This window comes from Nostoc sp. (genome assembly GCF_036917575.1).
In the GTDB taxonomy this organism is placed as follows: domain Bacteria; phylum Cyanobacteriota; class Cyanobacteriia; order Cyanobacteriales; family Nostocaceae; genus Nostoc.
Genome location: NZ_JBALDC010000025.1, coordinates 46,866 through 62,886 on the forward strand (window position 1 = coordinate 46,866; position 16,021 = coordinate 62,886).

Here is a 16,021-nt window from a genome sequence, read left to right on the forward strand (position 1 = left end):
TAGAGACGCGATTTATCACGTCTTTACCCAATGTATAAAGATATAGCCGTAGTCACACAGCTTAGGACATAAGGATGGGGTGAATACTAGAAGTTAGCAATAGTTTTACCTCCTGCCTCCTGCTATACCAACAACATTTAATATTGCAATCTGTTTGATGCTCGAATTATTGCCAGTACTGGGTAGTATACATAACAAATACTTACTTCTTTATTAATATTACGAGTGCTTTGATGATTGAAATCCTAGCCACACTTTCTGCCTCTGCGGCAGCAGGAATGAGAATAGGCATACCTTTGCTAATTATTGGATTATTGCAAGGTAGCAACTTGTGGTCACAAGTCCCAATTCTATCTCACATTTCTCCACCAATATTATTATGTTGCCTCACCAGTTGGTCATTAATTGAATTATTAGCCTCAAAAAAGCTCTGGGGACAAAGACTTCTCCAAGTGGTTCAGTTATTCATGTCCCCTTTTGTAGGCGCAATTATGGGGTTAGAAGTAGCTACAGCAACAGCAACCCCAAACTGGCTGATTGCCATAATTGGAGGTTTATTAGCTTTGGTACTCCAACTCGTCCAAATTGGTTGGTTTTATCGGTTACGTGGTCTACCGTTGTGGGCAGTCTTCCTTCAAGATACCTTGTGCATTGCTTTAGTACTATTTGCCTTTGATGCTCCCTGGCAAGGAGGAGTAATTGCTTTAATACTGCTCTGGTTTGCAGTTCGTAGTGCTAAACAGTGGTATGACTGGTATCGGCAGGGATTAAAAACTGGGTATTAGAAGAGTGGAGATTGTAGATTACTCTCCCCTTGCCTCGTCTGCCCCTGGAGCCTCTTCGCCAGTACCCGATTCCCAGTCCCCAGTACCCAGTACCCTTTACTGCAAAAGCCCAATCATGTGCAAGAAGCCGTGACCGGTAATCAGCTCTACGATTAAGGCAATAAAACCCAGCATCGCAATTCGACCATTCCAGACTTCAGCACTAGTTGTTAGACCCCATTCCCAACGCTCTTGAGGGTACATTTTTACCATTTTCTTCATTTGGGCAGCTTGCGAAAGCTTGAAACTGGGGTTTCTCAGTGCATCAATCACTAATTCAGCTAGTGCATTAATAAATACTGGATGGGTATTGGGAGCAGGTACGCGGCGGAAGTTGTGAATTCCTGATTCTTCGGCTACTTCTCGATACTCAATATCAATTTCTTGTAATGTCTCGATATGCTCTGAGACAAAACTAATTGGCACGACAACCAAATCTTTCACGCCTTCTGTGCCTAGTTCTTTGAGCGCATCTTCAGTATAGGGTTGAAGCCATTCTACTGGGCCAACACGACTTTGGTAAGCTAAAGTGTGGGTATTGGGTCGATTGAGAGTCTGCATAATCAATGCAGTACACTCTTCAATTTCCACCTGGTAAGGGTCGCCTGCTTCTTCAACGTAGCTTTTCGGAACGCCGTGAGCGCTAAAGAATATATGAACGTCATCTGGGTTGGGGAATTGCTCAAGTTCCTGGGCTATGAGTTGCGCCATTGCTTGGAGATAGCCTGATTGTTTGTACCAAGAAGGAATGACGGTGTAATCAATAGGTTGAAGTTTTGGATCTTCTTGCCAAAGCTTTTCTAAAAGCCGGAAGCTAGAACCACTGGTGCTGATAGAAAACTGGGGATATAATGGTAAAATTACCAGGTGTTCTACCTTATCTTGGGTAATTTGGGCGATCGCCTCTTCTGTATAAGGATGCCAATAACGCATTCCCACGTAAATATTAACTTCTTGCCCCAAAAAACCTAACTGTTCTTTTAGAGCTTCCCCTTGGGCTTCTGTAATCCGTCGCAATGGGGAACCACCACCGATTTGCTTATAATTTTCTCGAGATGTTCTGGTTCGCCGCGTGGCAATAAACCAGGCTAGGGGCTTTTGCAACCAGCGAAATGGTAGGCGAATAATTTCCGGATCGGAAAATAGATTGTACAAAAACGGCCCAACATCTTCTAGCTTATCAGGGCCACCGAGATTGAGTAATAAGACGCCTACACGACCCATAGCAGTTACTTTCCCCCAATCTTTTCAGGTTTTTTACTAATGTTAACAATATATCTTTATTAAATATAAAGCTTAATAGCAAGGAAATATGCAATGGCAACAATTTTAAGGGATTGGAGTTACCGTTATCAGTGGTTGTATGATGGGATTTCTCGTTTAGCAGCCTTAAGTGTAGGTGGTGAAGCCCGTTTTCGGCAACTTGCTTTGCAAGGCTTAACAATTCACTCAGATTCTCAGATTTTAGATTTATGTTGTGGTAGTGGCCAAACGACGGAGTTTTTAGTAAAAATTTCACAAAACGTAACAGGATTGGATGCTTCACCTAAGTCTTTGCAACGGGCGCGGCTAAATGTACCGGAAGCTTCATACATAGAAGCTTTTGCTGAGGAGATACCATTTGCAGATAATTCGTTCGATGTGGTGCATACCAGCGTTGCATTACACGAGATGCAGCCTCAGCAATTACGAAAAATTATTAATGAAGTTTATCGGGTGCTGAAGCCAAGGGGAGTGTTTACACTGGTGGATTTTCACGCTCCAACAAATCCGATATTTTGGCCTGGGGTATCAGTGTTTTTGTTATTGTTTGAGACAGAAACAGCTTGGGAATTACTGAAAACTGATTTAGCTGAGTTGTTAGCTAAGACTGGCTTTAAAGTGAGCGAGTCAACTTTGTATGCAGGTGGGAGTTTGCAAGTGATACAAGCGAATAAGTGAATAATACTACTTTATTAATAGTAGGTAAGATATCCTGCTATTAATAAAGTATAGGTGATTGTTATATTGAAATTGGCATAATGAAATTTTGAGGTTAATAGAAATGACACAGGAATTAATAGACCTCAGAACTTGTATTCAGGAAGGACGTTACGCAGATGCTTTGGCAATTGTAGATGAATTAGAAGGCATGAGTAAACAAGCTATTCTGCGGAATATCCAAGCCTATTTAAGGATTTTGCTGATTCATTTAATTAAAAATCAAGTAGAACAACGACTAACTGGTTCATGGGCCAATTCTATTCGTAATTCCATCCGAGAAATTAAAAAGCTGAATATTAAAGATAATAAAACATCTTACTATATTAATTTAGATGAATGGGAAAATTTGATAGAAGAGGAAATTATTGAAGATGCGATCGCTGATGCTAGTGAGGAAGTAATGAATGGGGCATATAATCAATTTCAACTGGCTGAAATGGTGGATATAAACCAAATAATTCAGACTGCTTTGAAATTTTTAGTGCTAACTTATTCTTATTCAATTAAAGAGTTACCCACAATTGTGGCTGAAACTTTAACTCAGCTAATCGGTGGAGAAGATTGGAAAGCAGGTAGGCGATGAAAAAATGACACAAGAATTGATAGACCTCAAAAATAGCATTTTGGAAGGACGTTATGCAGATGCTTTGGCAATTGTAGATGAATTAGAGGGCATGAGTAAACAAGCTATTCTGCGAAATATCCAAGCCTATTTAAACATTCTGCTAATTCATTTAATTAAAAACCAAGTAGAACAACGACTAACTGGTTCATGGGCCAATTCTATTCGTAATTCCATCCGAGAAATTAAAAAGCTGAATATTAAAGATAATAAAGCGTCTTACTATATTAATTTAGATGAATGGGAAAATTTGATAGAAGAGGAAATTATTGAGGATGCGATCGCTGATTCTAGTGAGGAAGTGATGAATGGTAAATTTACTCGTTCTCAATTGTCAGCGACGTTAGATAAAAACCAGATTATAACTTTCCGTGTTTCAATCCCTAATAGGGATTTTGATGAATTGCAATAATGATGCAAAATCCAATAACTGGAGAAACCTACGTTTCAATCCCTAATAGGGATTTTGATGAATTGCAATAAAAATATAGAAGTGCGATCGCGCGAATACCTAAGTTTCAATCCCTAATAGGGATTTTGATGAATTGCAATAATTCGTTTTCAGGGTGTATATATGGCTAATTATGTTTCAATCCCTAATAGGGATTTTGATGAATTGCAATTTTACCTTTCCCCTGCCCGAAGGGCTTACCCTTGTTTCAATCCCTAATAGGGATTTTGATGAATTGCAATGAGGTCGCTGTGGCTTGCCGTGAATTGAGTCATGTTTCAATCCCTAATAGGGATTTTGATGAATTGCAATATCGTCCCAATCAATGATTGCCCTATCGCCAATGACATCTGCTGTTTCAATCCCTAATAGGGATTTTGATGAATTGCAATAAGCAATAAGGGCAATGGTTGCGAGTTGGTTGGTTTCAATCCCTAATAGGGATTTTGATGAATTGCAATAATCTTTGCTTAGTGCCACATTAAGCGTGATTGGGGTTTCAATCCCTAATAGGGATTTTGATGAATTGCAATACCAGTTTGTTATCAAACAAACCTGAGTGCTTCCGCGTTTCAATCCCTAATAGGGATTTTGATGAATTGCAATTAGCAATCCTGCCCCCCGTCATGCCGTCAGAATCTAGTTTCAATCCCTAATAGGGATTTTGATGAATTGCAATAGCGGGAGCCTGAAAGCCAAGCTATATTTAGTTTTCAAGGTGCGGTTGCGCGATTATAGAGCAATCATAGCATTAGAGAATTTCTTTGGGAAGAGTGTCGGTAAAGGTTGAAGGCTGAAACTCAATTATTGTAAGTATTTTAGAGATTGCGCGGATTAATTTGGACAATTAATTGGGTGAAATGCTTGCTGGTGTTGAAATAGAAGCATTTTTTTTCAAGTGTGAAATTTGTACACCTACCCTTTCGCGCGTTTGACCATACAGTAACCTAAATATAAAGGAACTTAGTAATTCAACGTAGAGATGATGAAAGAATTAACGCGCCGCGAATTTATTGCAACAGCGACAGTGGGGACAGGTTTTGCCCTAGCAGTACAACCCATTTCTGCCGGAGTCATCACTACTGATGCCAAGGGGTTAGTAGCTGGTGCAGTGAAAATTCCTGTCAAAGATGGCGAAATTCCTGCCTATAGAGCAGCACCGGCTACTGGTGACAATTTCCCAATCGTTCTGGTAATCCAGGAAATTTTTGGTGTACACGAGCATATCCAGGATATCACTCGTCGCTTTGCTCAGTTAGGATATTTAGCGATCGCACCCGAATTATTTATCCGTCAAGGTGATGTCTCAAAGTTAAGCAGCATAGACCAAATTCGCCCAATTGTCGCCAAAGTCCCAGATACCCAAGTGTTATCCGATCTTGATGCTACGGTAGACTGGGCAAAGAAATCAGCTAAAGGTAATGGCGCGAAGTTGGGAATTACAGGCTTTTGTTGGGGCGGTCGTATTACCTGGTTATATGCAGCACACAATCCCCAGGTGAAGGCTGGTGTGGCTTGGTATGGGCGACTCGTGGGCGATGCTACCGAACTTCAGCCCAAGTATCCCGTCGATATTGCATCAAAACTGACAGTCCCCATTCTCGGACTTTATGGTGGGAAGGATACAGGTATTTCTCTTGATACAGTAGAGCAGATGCGCGAGCGCTTACAGTCCAGCAGCAGCAAATCTGAAATTATCGTCTATCCCAACGCACCCCACGCATTTTTTGCCGATTATCGCTCTTCCTACCATGAGAAAGAAGCTCAGGATGGTTGGAAACGCCTCTTGGCATGGTTTAAGCAAAATGGTGTTTAAAAAACTAGCTACTTATGAACTGTGACGCTGAAAAAAATTCCAAATTGTTTCACTGGCGTTCAGTCCTAGCTTGGCATTGAATTTGTTTAAACTCTTGTCAGTTGAAGAACCACCAGGCCAGAAATGTCCACCGTTGACTACCGCTAGCTGCCAGACTTCAGAGTTGCCACTACAACCTGTGTAGATAGCGGTTTTCACTTTGTCTTCAGAAAAATTCAAAGATGCATTCGATAAGGTACATTGATCGTGCGATCGCCAAAACTTTACCATGTCTGAGATCGAAACCAGCGCTCCTCGTTGAGTGTGGTCATTACCTTCATAAAGGACATCGCGATCGTTTGTACCGTTGATGGTTAACATCGATATTGAAGTTTGAGGCTGACAACTAGGTTTGAGTCTAACTGGGAGCGAACCAGCTACTGATGCAAAACCAGCAATTTTATCAGGTAACTTACAAGCCAGTGCTTGGGTAAGTATGCCACCTCTAGAAAAACCAGTGGCATAAACTTTATGACTATCAATATTAAGTTGCTGTTGAAGATGATTAATCAAAGCACTGACAAACAAAACATCATCTACTTTTCCTTGAGTGTTACCTCTAAGGCTCCATTTTTGGTCAATTCCATCTGGATAAACAACAATAAATCCTTTTTGATCTGCTAATTCATTGAAGCGAGTCACATTACTGATAGACCGACCATTACCATTATCTCCATGAAATACCAAAACTAACGGCATCGGGCGGTCTAAATTATAAGATTTTGGAGTGTAAAAATAGTAAGTACGTAACTTTCCTTGATCGTATAGTTCTCCAGAATTATCACCAATCAAGATTTTTTCTTTAGTTATACTTTTTTCATCAGCATGAATGGAATCGCAGGCTGTTATTAAACCAATTCCTAATATAAGAATTAAAATTTTTTTAACAAGCCGAGAATTCTGATATATATTCATGTTGATTAAATTGGCTGATGTCAGCTACTTGTATTTATTCAAAATCTTATTCGGCTAACAACTCTAGTTGAGTTGTTAGCCTCTATTTAGATATTAAACTCTGACATTTACATAACGAGCAGGAACTCTAACCTTAACCCACCTGTTACCACGTCGTACTGTTTCCCAATGTGCAGGAATTAACTTTCGTTCAAATCGGGCAACACCATGTCTATGCACAATAGCAGCTCTATGAACATTGGGTCTGACAATGATTTCTGCTGCTGATGCTTGTGACGGTAAGGAGGAAATTGCAAATGGCAAAGCAAGTAATGTACCTAATAGAATACGTTTCATATTCAGCTATCCATCAATTAATTTTCTTGAGTTTGATACAGTATTTATCAATAATTTTTGAACAGATATTCTTACTGATTAACTTTACAGTAAGTTTTTTTGTTACACAACTTAATTGATTTGCTGTATGCTCTCAGTTTAAATTGCTGAATAATCAAACACAGTGTCATAAAGTCATAATTTCAGTATGACTTTATTCACATTTTGAACTTTGGACAAAAAAAGGGAGTTTATAACTCCTCTTTTATTAGTATTATTTGTCACTTTATTATTGATGTTTACTGGATTTTGTATGCAATCATCCCAATCAATACGGCAAGACCTAGCGCTCTGCGAAAATAATTAACGCCTTGAAATAGCTCCATCCACGCCCAAGTAAACAAAGCGCCATTTGCCAGAAAGTATAATACTGTACTGACTTTACCAGTTGTAAAAACTAAAGTTAGTAAACTAGCAACTATCCAAAGAATCAGTGGTGGGTTTGGCATTTGACCCAAAACAATTTTGCCATCGCTGTCACGGAAAGTTTTATCAATTAATGTATTTTCCATTGTTTGAAAGTACTACTTAGGTAAGAATTATTAACTTGCAAAAATTACGAGTATATTTATTGATAGTAGGCTGAAATGTGATTGCAAGTTATTTAATCGTATTAAAACATTAAAGCAAATCTATTTACACCTATCTAATTGCTGAGATTAGAGGAATAGTAAGAATTCAGGAGTCAGAATTCAGGAGTCAGAATAGTTAAAGAATCAGAGTCAGATTTGGTAAATGAATATCTTATTAATACTAAACTCCTTAGAAATTCTGACTTCTGACTCCTGGGTGCTGAATTCTTACGAGGAATAAAACCTGTTGAAAATTTTTGCAGCACTATTACTTATTAAGAAATAGTTGATGACCTTAAGCTCTCACTGATGCTCTACTCCCTACTCGTAAGTCTGCAAAACATAGAAAAGCCCCCCATATCGGGAGGCTGAAAAGTTAGCGGAGACAACTTGTTAAACTACAGCGATCGCTCCTCCTAATGCAGAGAAAACTGCGGAGACTAATGCTGTGGCAAACAGCCACCACGCTGCTGTAGCTGCGGCTTTGCGGGTTTCTTCTGCTTGCCGTTGTGCTTGATGCTTTACCTGTTCTAAACGGCGTTGGGCTTCCTGCTGTATGCGTTCTGCACGTTGCAATACTGTGTTGCGTGCGCGTTCAATTTGGTCAATGATTCGGTTGGCATCTTCTTCGGAGATGTCCTCACGAGAACTCATAATTGCCACTAGGGTATCACGGTCAAAGGAGGACAAGCGATCGCGCAGGGCATCAAACCCCGCTTGAGGATCGTCAAAAACTGTGCGAACATCGCGCTTAATACTATCATAGTTAAGTTCTGGGCGATCCAGGGAGTTAAGATAGTTACGAATGCGGCCAAAAACCCCATCAATGGCATCTTGAATACCGCGTTGGATGCTCCGTACTTGTTCGACAAATTGATCCCTTACGGAGACCATGTTATCGGCAATCCGCGCTGCTTCTTCATCAGAAATATCTTCCCGAATTTTCAGCAAAGCGATAATTGTAGAACGGTCAAACTGTCCAAGGCGATCGCCAAAACTTTCTACGCCGACTCGCGGATCGTGCAACAATAATTGCAAGTCGCGTTTGATTCCTTCTGGGTTGAGTTCTTCTTTGCCAGTTTGGCGCAAATACTCTTCCAAATTATTTGTGAATGTTTCTACTCTTTGCTGTGTGCGGCTAGCTAGGCGACGAGGCGCACGTACAAAGTTACGAATAGAATTTTGAGTGGAATCAATGATTTCATTGACTTGTTGTTCACTCAAGTCTTGGCGTTGACTGAGCAATTTCACCAGTGTATCCCGGTCTACCTGCGACAACCGACGACGCAGTGCGACGGCTCCCTCTTTGGGATTTTCAAACAATTTGGTCAAATCTCGCCCAATTCCTTCTGGATTCAGTTCTTGTTTACCTGTATTCCGAAGATAATCTGCGATCGTTGTCGTCACAGAGTCGTATTGCTCTTTAGCTTTCTCGACTACAATTTGGGGAGTGTGGCGAATATTATACCAGGACTCCTCAGTAGTATTGATGATTTGATTAACTTGATCTTCACTCAAATCTTCCCGTTGACTCAACAACTGTACTAAGGTATCGCGGTCAAAGCGAGACAGGCGTGCCTGAATTGAGCTAATTCCAGCTTGAGGATCTTCTAGTAGCTTTTTGAAGTCGGCGCGGATGCCATCAGGATTCAGTTCTGATTTTCCGGTGTTACGCAGATATGATTCTACATTTAGCCACAGAGTTTCTGCTTGATATTGTGCCTGTTCTGCTAGTCCTTTCGATTCTACCAAGACGCGATCGCGTTGTTTTTCCAACTCATCGACAATACTATCTACTTCATATAACTGAACATCATTACGTTGTAGCAATATCTGCCGAATTTCTTGACGGTCAAGGTGCGCTAGTCGCAATGTCAGAGTTTCATAATCTACCTCTGAGTCTTCCAACAGTGGTTTAAAATTCTGCTCAATGCCTTCGGCTGTTAAATCTGCCTTGGGGGTCACGAGCAAATAACTTTCTACTGCGCGTTGCAAGTCTTGGACTATATCTCTTTCTTCGGTAGCTTTCACTGTTACCAACACTTCTTGGCGGACAGTATCTAGCTGATTTGCAATGCGCTGAATTTGACCTTGGGTAAGCAATCCCCTTTGTTGCAAAATTTTGGCGAAATCATTACGGGATAGTCGTTCTAGTTCCCTGCGAACGATTCCAGGGTCAGCTGCTGGGTCGTAGATGACATCATGAAATTCCTGAGCAATTCTTTCTGGACTCAGTTGCCAAGCATAAGTATTGTACAGATAGTTTTCGATATCAGCCCGAATTGGACTATAAGTTTGTGATGGTGTTGGCAACCCTAGCTTATCTGCCTGTTCGGTAACTTTATCTTTAGCGCTAGTGAGACTGCCCAAGATTTTTTCCACATCCAAATCAGACAAATCTGTGCGTCCCAACACAATGGAGCTTAAAGCAGATAGTCCTTGCTGGAGTGTACTTGGAATTGGCCCGTTAGCTGGCTTTTGGTCAGATTCTTTGGAATCACGCTTTTCTGCTAATAACCGATCTAGCTTGGCATTGAGTTCATCTGTTTTGCTTTGTCCTGCTGGAAGTGATTTCAGATAATCCATTAAATCACCCAAACGGTCTTCGGTGGGTGGTTGTTGACTGACAACTTGCTGCCAAACTTTATACAAAGTATCAGCAATCCGACTAACGTCTTTTTTGGAAAGATCGGTGCGGCTGCTGACTAACTCGATAAACTTTTGGCGGTCGATGTTGCGGATATCTTGAGTCCCAGCAATCGATTTTAATTGCGGATCGTTGAGTAAATTTTCAAAATCACTCCGAATCTTTGACACATCTAACTCTGGAGGACGGATCTTTTCTAAGTAATCTTCAATGTTTTCTCGGATACTCGTGGGGTCGATGGCGCTTCCAAGTTCTCGACGGAGGGCGGCGGCGGCGGCTTCAGCCGTAGCTACCACTTGGTTACTTACAGTTTTAGCGCCTAGTGCGGCGGTAGCTGTCCCCATAATCGCCTGAAATCCAGATGTTGCCGTATTGACAACTGAGCCAATTAAGGAGCCTACGGTGGTGGAACTTACCCAAACTAAAAGCAAAAAGTAAGCACCCCAAATCACCAAACCGAGAATCGCTCCCAATCCTCGGTCTGAAATCACAAGGCTCAATTTTACTGCCAGGAAAGAAGCGATTAATAAGGCGACCGTCACAGTGACTAATGTCCAAATCCCTACTGCTGTGCCGATTTTGCGAATGCTGCCGCCTAAACTTCCGACTTCCCCATTATCCGAATCCGAGTCAGATGATTGCCCCAGGTAAGAAATACCGGCTGCAAGGGAGAGATTAGTTAAAACTAATTGGAAAGCAAAGGCAAGAATCACGCCGGAGATTAAAGCCACAAAAAAGCGCGGCCCGGAAATGAGAACAGATGCTTGTTCTGGTGTAACGTTTGAGCGTTCTGGAAGCTGTGCTAACCACAATAGCGGTTTATAGAGTCCCACCACGATTTCCCTACTTTGGAACATTGGATTTCCTTCTACTAAGTTTAAATTTGGGGGAATTAAGAATTTCTTGAGAAGTAACTCTTAGTATTTATTATGTGTGTAACTATGGCAATACCTAACCCTTTAGATCAGAATCGTAGAATTTAGCTGTTTAAAGCATCTCTCCAAAGGCTGAAAACTGTATCCAGCGTCAGATATAAATTTTACTCTATCTCAGTATAAATGTTAATAAAATTGGCAAATAGTACTAATTCTTTATCGGTAATTTGTAATTTTAATTACTTACTTGTGAGAGAGTGATTCTATTTAAATACTAGTTGGTTTACAAATGAATATTTAAATAGATTTAAATATCTATTTTTTCTCACCCTCTCCAGGTGGATTTGTTTAGAAAAATACGTTACTGAGAATCGTCCCTAAGAAGTGTTTATAGTATGTGTCTACAGGCAGAAAGCATTCTAATTATTAATAGCTACATTAAAGTTAACAAACGAATTATTGAGGGTAAAAAATGGCAACTCGCTTTTCCAGAGTGCCAATAATTTTAACAGAATACTAAGTAATTGCGATCGCAATTATTTTGTATTTGGTTGGACTCCTCAAGCCGAAATTTAGAACGCTCGTTTGCAATGATTGTCTTTCTTGCCTATCTAGTTTGGGATTTAGTTGGCTATAGCGTTCTGCGTGACGTTTTGCGCTTGATTGATTACTAAAGCATTAAAGAATAAAAACCAACTTGATTAGGAAGGAAAAAACAATGGAAACTCGTCCATCTACTGATTTATCATCTACTGCTAAAGCTTACAATGGCCGCGATCGCAATGAATTTCTGTTTGGTTTTACTCCCCAAGCCGAAATTTGGAATGGTCGCTTGGCAGCTATTGGTTTTCTTGCCTATTTACTTTGGGATTTAGCTGGTTATAGCGTCCTGCGCGACGTTTTACATCTGATTGGCTACTAGAAACTAAACACTTAAAAACCTACTAAATTTTGGAGAAAAAAATGGCAATTAAAGAAACTCGTTCTTCTACTGATTTACCACCTGTTGCACCGGAATACAACGGCGTAGACCGGAATGCATTTTTGTTTGGTTTTACTCCCCAAGCCGAAATTTGGAATGGTCGCTTGGCGGCTATTGGCTTCCTTGCATATTTACTTTGGGATTTAGCTGGTTATAGCGTCCTGCGCGACGTTTTACATCTGATTGGCTACTAGTAGCCTTACCACAATCATTATGATAGGTTAAAATAGTCCTTATCTAAGCACTTTACTGCCTAGATAAGGACTAAATTGCTTACTACGAACTTATTAAAAAATTGAGCAACTTGCTTACTCTTTTCTTCTACTTATTTACCAATTATTATACTAGAGTATAACGGTATCAGTTTTACGCACCCAGCTTGCGAAGTTGAATTGGTTGCATAGTAGCGAAAAAAGCCACCTTGTTTTAGGTGACTTATCTCCGAGCAAAATTTGACAAAAGTTACTGAAATTTTAAACAGTTATTATTCATCAATAGAACTGGGAATACCCAAAACAGCACAGGGAAAATTAGAACCTAGAGCCTCAATCATCGGATGATTGACAGAATTGCAACCTACAAATAGAATATCGGCAGCTTCTGATTCAACAACTTTGTTAAGTTCTGTGGCAATGGAACCAAAGCGCAGATGAGATTTGAAGGAACCTTGCCATTCTTCAGCCAGACTTCGGGCTTGCCAGAGAATTATATCTGCTTGTTGTAGAGGAGCGATCGCTGTCTGTAATTTGGGTTGAGTTAATACCTGTGTGACAGACTTTGATACTTCACTAACTTGACATTCTAATGAAGGCTGTTGTTGGGGAAAGCTTAAAATATTTGGATACTGACTGCTTTGATTATCTTCTACCACATAAACAGCTTGAACTGTAACTTCTGCATTAGTGGCTAAACGCGTTTGATGGGCAATCCAAAAAGCAATATCTAATGCTGTATGACTCTTAGGAGATGCGTCATAAGCAACAATTAGATTAACTGCTTTCGCCTCTAGAAGTTTTTTAGAAAAAGGTTTTTTTGGTTCTGGCAACAGTACCATTTGTTCAATTAAATCATCTCGACCTGTGGCACTTTGCAGACGTGCTAACATTGGCTTAATTTGCACAGCTTTACTTCTCCTAATGAAATGAATTAGCAATGAGAAGCAGGGCGACCAATTTGAGATTTTGGACTTCAGCTACGCTCAGTCAAACGATTTTGCATTTTAGATTGAGTGACGATAACCAAAATTTCAAATCTTAAATTAGTTAAGGAAACCCCAATAATAACTGTAATTACAGCCAAAGTCTTGGGGGTTCCTTCCATTGCCTACGGAGTTAGCTGACGGGCTAAGACTGGAAGGTGTCTCTCTCTTATGAGTGCTAAGTGTTGAGTGCTGAGTTAAAAATTAATTATTCTTCACTTTTTACTCTGAAATTACGGCTCTCTGCAAGATTAGCCCCAAACATTGGTTCCTCCGTTCCAAATCCAGCTTTCATGAATTTGAATTAGGCTACCCACTATAAAAAATGATAATCTAATTTACTCGTCTTGAGTAAAATATCGATCGAGGAAATTTAAGGCATGGTTGCGGAGTTCAAAATACTCTTTTGAGTTTCGCATGGCGGCGCGATCGCGCGGACGCTCAAAAGGAATTTCTAAAATCTCTCCGATACTAGCAGCCGGGCCATTGGTCATTAAGACGATGCGATCGGACATATAAATTGCTTCGTCTACATCGTGGGTAATCATCATCACTGCCTGACGATTATTTTCCCAAAGATCCAATACCTGCCGCTCTAATTTGCCACGAGTTAGTGCATCTAGCGCCCCGAAAGGTTCATCCATCAGCAACATTTTGGGACGAATTGCTAAGGCTCTGGCAATACCTACTCGTTGTTTCATACCTCCAGAAATTTCATCGGGATATTTGTCAGCCGCCGCCGTCAAGTTTACCATTGCCAAGTGTTGATTTACAATGCTGATTTTTTCAGAGCGATTAGCATTTTTTAACACTTCATCCACGGCTAAACGGATATTTTCTCGTACTGTTAACCAAGGTAACAGCGAATAGTTCTGAAATACCATCATCCTTTCGGCTCCCGGCTGACGAATTTCTTGTCCATCTAGCCTGACTGAGCCGGAAGTTGCTTTTTCCAAACCAGCTACTATCTTTAATAGAGTTGATTTCCCACAACCTGAGTGACCAATTACAGAAATATATTCATCTTCACCAATCGTCAGATTAACTCCATCTAAGACAACAAAATGATTTTTGTCAGGTGTTGGATAAGACTTGACTAAATTTTCAATTTCTAAAAATCCAGGGCGGGGCAAAACTTTGTTCTGAGTATTAATAGGTAATGAGGTATATTCCATCATCAAATGCTCCGCAAATAATTTAGTCAATCAATATTTGAACTTAGGATTTAAGACATGAAAAAGCGAGTCGGAGCGTTAGCCCTGATGGCAAAACTATTCAGATAACCCACAGGATCGCTGGGGTCGAAGCCTTTCTTATCTATAAAGACTTCTGGTGGTTCGACCTTGTAATCATCCTTGGGACATTGGATGCCCATTTCCGATGCTATCTCCCGATATAAATCTGTTCTCCAACCTTGTTGGGCAAGTTTCTCAGCATTTTTGGGGAATTTATGAATTTGTCCCCACCGCGCTGCTTGTGTCATCAACCAGATACTTCTGGATCTCCATAAAAATGTTGAGTGTTCTCCTGGCTGTTTCGGAAGGTTGTCTGGGATATCGAAGAAAATCGTGGTGTCAACAGCTTTGATAGTGCGGTCTTTGCCGTCAAAGCCGCCATAGTTATAGTTACCGAGAATTCCTGGACTTGTAAATTTCGCAATTGGGGCATCTTTCTTTTTGGGTTTAGCACCTGTAAAGGAACGTTCTGTAAGCAGTTCGGCTACTTCTTGGCGGTTTTCTACTTTGCTGCAATATTGGCAAGCTTCAATCATCGCCTTGACGAGGGAACGATAAGTTTTGGGATATTTATCAATAAAAGATTCCATCACCCCCAATAAACGATCTGGGTGTCCCAACCAGACTTCCTTACCTTGTGCAAAAGTAAAGCCGATGTTTTCGTTACCTGTTATTGCTCGTGTATTCCAGGGTTCTGCAACCATGTAAGCTTGCATTGCACCAATCCGCACGTTTGTTACCATTTGGGGTGGCGGAACAATGATGATCCGAAACTCTTTAAGTGGATCGACACCAGCAGCGGCGGATAGGTAGCGGACAAAGTACTCGTAAATAGAGGAACTCAGCACTACTGCCCAAACTTTGCCTTCTGGCGGTTGCTTGTCAAAGTAGCCTCGAAAATCGCGCCCAAAGGCTTCTAGCGCGCCATCACCATATTGTTCTTGGTACTCATACCACGGACGCAGCCCAAAATCCCACATAGCTTTGTCCATTGTCATGGCGTTACCGTGGCGATGGATAGTCATGGCTGCACACAAGGGGGCGTGGCGTGCGCCTTCGGCACCAATTCTAGCGTTGGTGACTGCGCCTGATACTACGGGTGAAGCATCCAAACGACCAAATATTAAACCGTCGCGGGAAGTAGCCCAACTGGCTTCGCGGTTAAGTGTGACGTTCAAACCATATTTGCGGAAGAAACCTTTTTTCCAAGCGATCGCAAATGGCGCACAATCATTAACGGGAACGTAACCAATGGTCAGGTTGGATTTTTCTAGGTCTTGCGATCTAACTACTGGTTGTACAGCTAAAGCTTCTTCAGTTAGTCCTTTGGCGGATCTATCTCCTGAAATCGCACAGGAAGATAACGCTATTCCAGTTGTGGTTGCTCCGATTCCTTTGATAAAGTCTCGTCGAGTCCAGTTAGGATCGCCCATTCTTATAACTCCATTGGTGATTAATTACTCACACTCTAGGTGCGGAGTATCTGC

The 16,021-nt window shown here is 40.9% G+C and carries 14 protein-coding genes, 1 pseudogene, 1 CRISPR repeat array and 1 riboswitch; of the genes and pseudogenes, 7 read left to right on the forward strand and 8 right to left on the reverse strand.

Features of this window, described 5'->3' with window-relative positions; genetic code table 11:
* The first annotated feature begins 233 nt into the window (after positions 1–233).
* Complete coding sequence (locus tag V7K79_RS05760) at positions 234–785, forward strand: DUF4126 domain-containing protein (RefSeq protein WP_335045545.1); 552 nt, start codon at positions 234–236, stop codon at positions 783–785.
* A gap of 96 nt (positions 786–881) precedes the next feature.
* On the opposite strand, the gene hemH is transcribed toward V7K79_RS05760, so the two are convergent.
* Positions 882–2,048: a ferrochelatase gene (gene hemH, locus V7K79_RS05765; RefSeq protein WP_335045547.1), complete on the reverse strand. Its 1,167-nt coding sequence runs from the start codon at positions 2,046–2,048 to the stop codon at positions 882–884.
* Positions 2,049–2,141: 93 nt separating this feature from the next.
* On the opposite strand from hemH, the gene V7K79_RS05770 reads away from it, so the two are divergent.
* The 4 genes and pseudogenes from V7K79_RS05770 to V7K79_RS05785 all read left to right on the forward strand — a co-directional run bounded on the left by V7K79_RS05770 (position 2,142) and on the right by V7K79_RS05785 (position 5,696).
* Complete coding sequence (locus V7K79_RS05770) at positions 2,142–2,765, forward strand: class I SAM-dependent methyltransferase (protein ID WP_335045549.1); 624 nt, start codon at positions 2,142–2,144, stop codon at positions 2,763–2,765.
* A 103-nt stretch (positions 2,766–2,868) separates the two neighbouring features.
* Positions 2,869–3,390, forward strand: a complete 522-nt coding sequence (locus V7K79_RS05775; RefSeq protein ID WP_335045551.1) for a DUF29 family protein — start codon at positions 2,869–2,871, stop codon at positions 3,388–3,390.
* A 4-nt stretch (positions 3,391–3,394) separates the two neighbouring features.
* A pseudogene (locus V7K79_RS05780) lies at positions 3,395–3,793 on the forward strand (DUF29 family protein); the annotation flags it as partial.
* Between the two features lie 9 nt (positions 3,794–3,802).
* Positions 3,803–4,559: a CRISPR direct-repeat array (repeat unit 37 nt; unit sequence GTTTCAATCCCTAATAGGGATTTTGATGAATTGCAAT).
* A 306-nt stretch (positions 4,560–4,865) separates the two neighbouring features.
* Positions 4,866–5,696: a dienelactone hydrolase family protein gene (locus V7K79_RS05785; protein WP_335045612.1), complete on the forward strand. Its 831-nt coding sequence runs from the start codon at positions 4,866–4,868 to the stop codon at positions 5,694–5,696.
* Between the two features lie 12 nt (positions 5,697–5,708).
* Here V7K79_RS05785 and V7K79_RS05790 read toward each other — a convergent pair whose 3' ends face one another.
* The 4 genes from V7K79_RS05790 to V7K79_RS05805 all read right to left on the reverse strand — a co-directional run bounded on the left by V7K79_RS05790 (position 5,709) and on the right by V7K79_RS05805 (position 11,101).
* Complete coding sequence (locus V7K79_RS05790; protein WP_335045553.1) at positions 5,709–6,650, reverse strand: extracellular catalytic domain type 1 short-chain-length polyhydroxyalkanoate depolymerase; 942 nt, start codon at positions 6,648–6,650, stop codon at positions 5,709–5,711.
* A 93-nt stretch (positions 6,651–6,743) separates the two neighbouring features.
* On the reverse strand, positions 6,744–6,986 hold the full coding sequence (locus tag V7K79_RS05795; RefSeq protein WP_335045555.1) for a hypothetical protein: 243 nt from the start codon (positions 6,984–6,986) through the stop codon (positions 6,744–6,746).
* Between the two features lie 278 nt (positions 6,987–7,264).
* A complete protein-coding gene (locus V7K79_RS05800) occupies positions 7,265–7,537 on the reverse strand; it encodes a hypothetical protein (RefSeq protein WP_335045558.1) in 273 nt (90 codons plus the stop codon).
* A 453-nt stretch (positions 7,538–7,990) separates the two neighbouring features.
* Positions 7,991–11,101, reverse strand: a complete 3,111-nt coding sequence (locus tag V7K79_RS05805; protein WP_335045560.1) for an MFS transporter — start codon at positions 11,099–11,101, stop codon at positions 7,991–7,993.
* A gap of 736 nt (positions 11,102–11,837) precedes the next feature.
* Between V7K79_RS05805 and V7K79_RS05815 the strand changes: the two genes are divergently transcribed.
* The gene (locus tag V7K79_RS05815; protein ID WP_292778497.1) at positions 11,838–12,041 is read left to right on the forward strand and encodes a high light inducible protein; all 204 of its coding nucleotides are present in this window, start codon (positions 11,838–11,840) and stop codon (positions 12,039–12,041) included.
* A gap of 41 nt (positions 12,042–12,082) precedes the next feature.
* Positions 12,083–12,295: a high light inducible protein gene (locus tag V7K79_RS05820; protein WP_292778499.1), complete on the forward strand. Its 213-nt coding sequence runs from the start codon at positions 12,083–12,085 to the stop codon at positions 12,293–12,295.
* A 290-nt stretch (positions 12,296–12,585) separates the two neighbouring features.
* On the opposite strand, the gene V7K79_RS05825 is transcribed toward V7K79_RS05820, so the two are convergent.
* From V7K79_RS05825 to V7K79_RS05835, 3 genes are all read right to left on the reverse strand, one after another.
* Positions 12,586–13,206 (reverse strand): universal stress protein, encoded by a 621-nt coding sequence (locus V7K79_RS05825; RefSeq protein WP_335045614.1) that lies wholly within the window; start codon positions 13,204–13,206, stop codon positions 12,586–12,588.
* A gap of 200 nt (positions 13,207–13,406) precedes the next feature.
* Positions 13,407–13,620, reverse strand: a riboswitch (cyclic di-AMP (ydaO/yuaA leader).
* 17 nt (positions 13,621–13,637) lie between these two features.
* Positions 13,638–14,474: an ABC transporter ATP-binding protein gene (locus tag V7K79_RS05830; protein WP_335045616.1), complete on the reverse strand. Its 837-nt coding sequence runs from the start codon at positions 14,472–14,474 to the stop codon at positions 13,638–13,640.
* A gap of 50 nt (positions 14,475–14,524) precedes the next feature.
* Positions 14,525–15,967, reverse strand: a complete 1,443-nt coding sequence (locus tag V7K79_RS05835; RefSeq protein ID WP_335045563.1) for an ABC transporter substrate-binding protein — start codon at positions 15,965–15,967, stop codon at positions 14,525–14,527.
* Positions 15,968–16,021 lie beyond the last annotated feature (54 nt).

Coding starts and splice junctions, on each gene's coding strand:
- V7K79_RS05760 (WP_335045545.1), top strand. CDS start 234: ATGATTGAAATCCTAGCCACACTTTCTGCCTCTGCGGCAGCAGGAATG.
- hemH (WP_335045547.1), bottom strand. CDS start 2,048: ATGGGTCGTGTAGGCGTCTTATTACTCAATCTCGGTGGCCCTGATAAG.
- V7K79_RS05770 (WP_335045549.1), top strand. CDS start 2,142: ATGGCAACAATTTTAAGGGATTGGAGTTACCGTTATCAGTGGTTGTAT.
- V7K79_RS05775 (WP_335045551.1), top strand. CDS start 2,869: ATGACACAGGAATTAATAGACCTCAGAACTTGTATTCAGGAAGGACGT.
- V7K79_RS05785 (WP_335045612.1), top strand. CDS start 4,866: ATGAAAGAATTAACGCGCCGCGAATTTATTGCAACAGCGACAGTGGGG.
- V7K79_RS05790 (WP_335045553.1), bottom strand. CDS start 6,650: ATGAATATATATCAGAATTCTCGGCTTGTTAAAAAAATTTTAATTCTT.
- V7K79_RS05795 (WP_335045555.1), bottom strand. CDS start 6,986: ATGAAACGTATTCTATTAGGTACATTACTTGCTTTGCCATTTGCAATT.
- V7K79_RS05800 (WP_335045558.1), bottom strand. CDS start 7,537: ATGGAAAATACATTAATTGATAAAACTTTCCGTGACAGCGATGGCAAA.
- V7K79_RS05805 (WP_335045560.1), bottom strand. CDS start 11,101: ATGTTCCAAAGTAGGGAAATCGTGGTGGGACTCTATAAACCGCTATTG.
- V7K79_RS05815 (WP_292778497.1), top strand. CDS start 11,838: ATGGAAACTCGTCCATCTACTGATTTATCATCTACTGCTAAAGCTTAC.
- V7K79_RS05820 (WP_292778499.1), top strand. CDS start 12,083: ATGGCAATTAAAGAAACTCGTTCTTCTACTGATTTACCACCTGTTGCA.
- V7K79_RS05825 (WP_335045614.1), bottom strand. CDS start 13,206: ATGTTAGCACGTCTGCAAAGTGCCACAGGTCGAGATGATTTAATTGAA.
- V7K79_RS05830 (WP_335045616.1), bottom strand. CDS start 14,474: ATGGAATATACCTCATTACCTATTAATACTCAGAACAAAGTTTTGCCC.
- V7K79_RS05835 (WP_335045563.1), bottom strand. CDS start 15,967: ATGGGCGATCCTAACTGGACTCGACGAGACTTTATCAAAGGAATCGGA.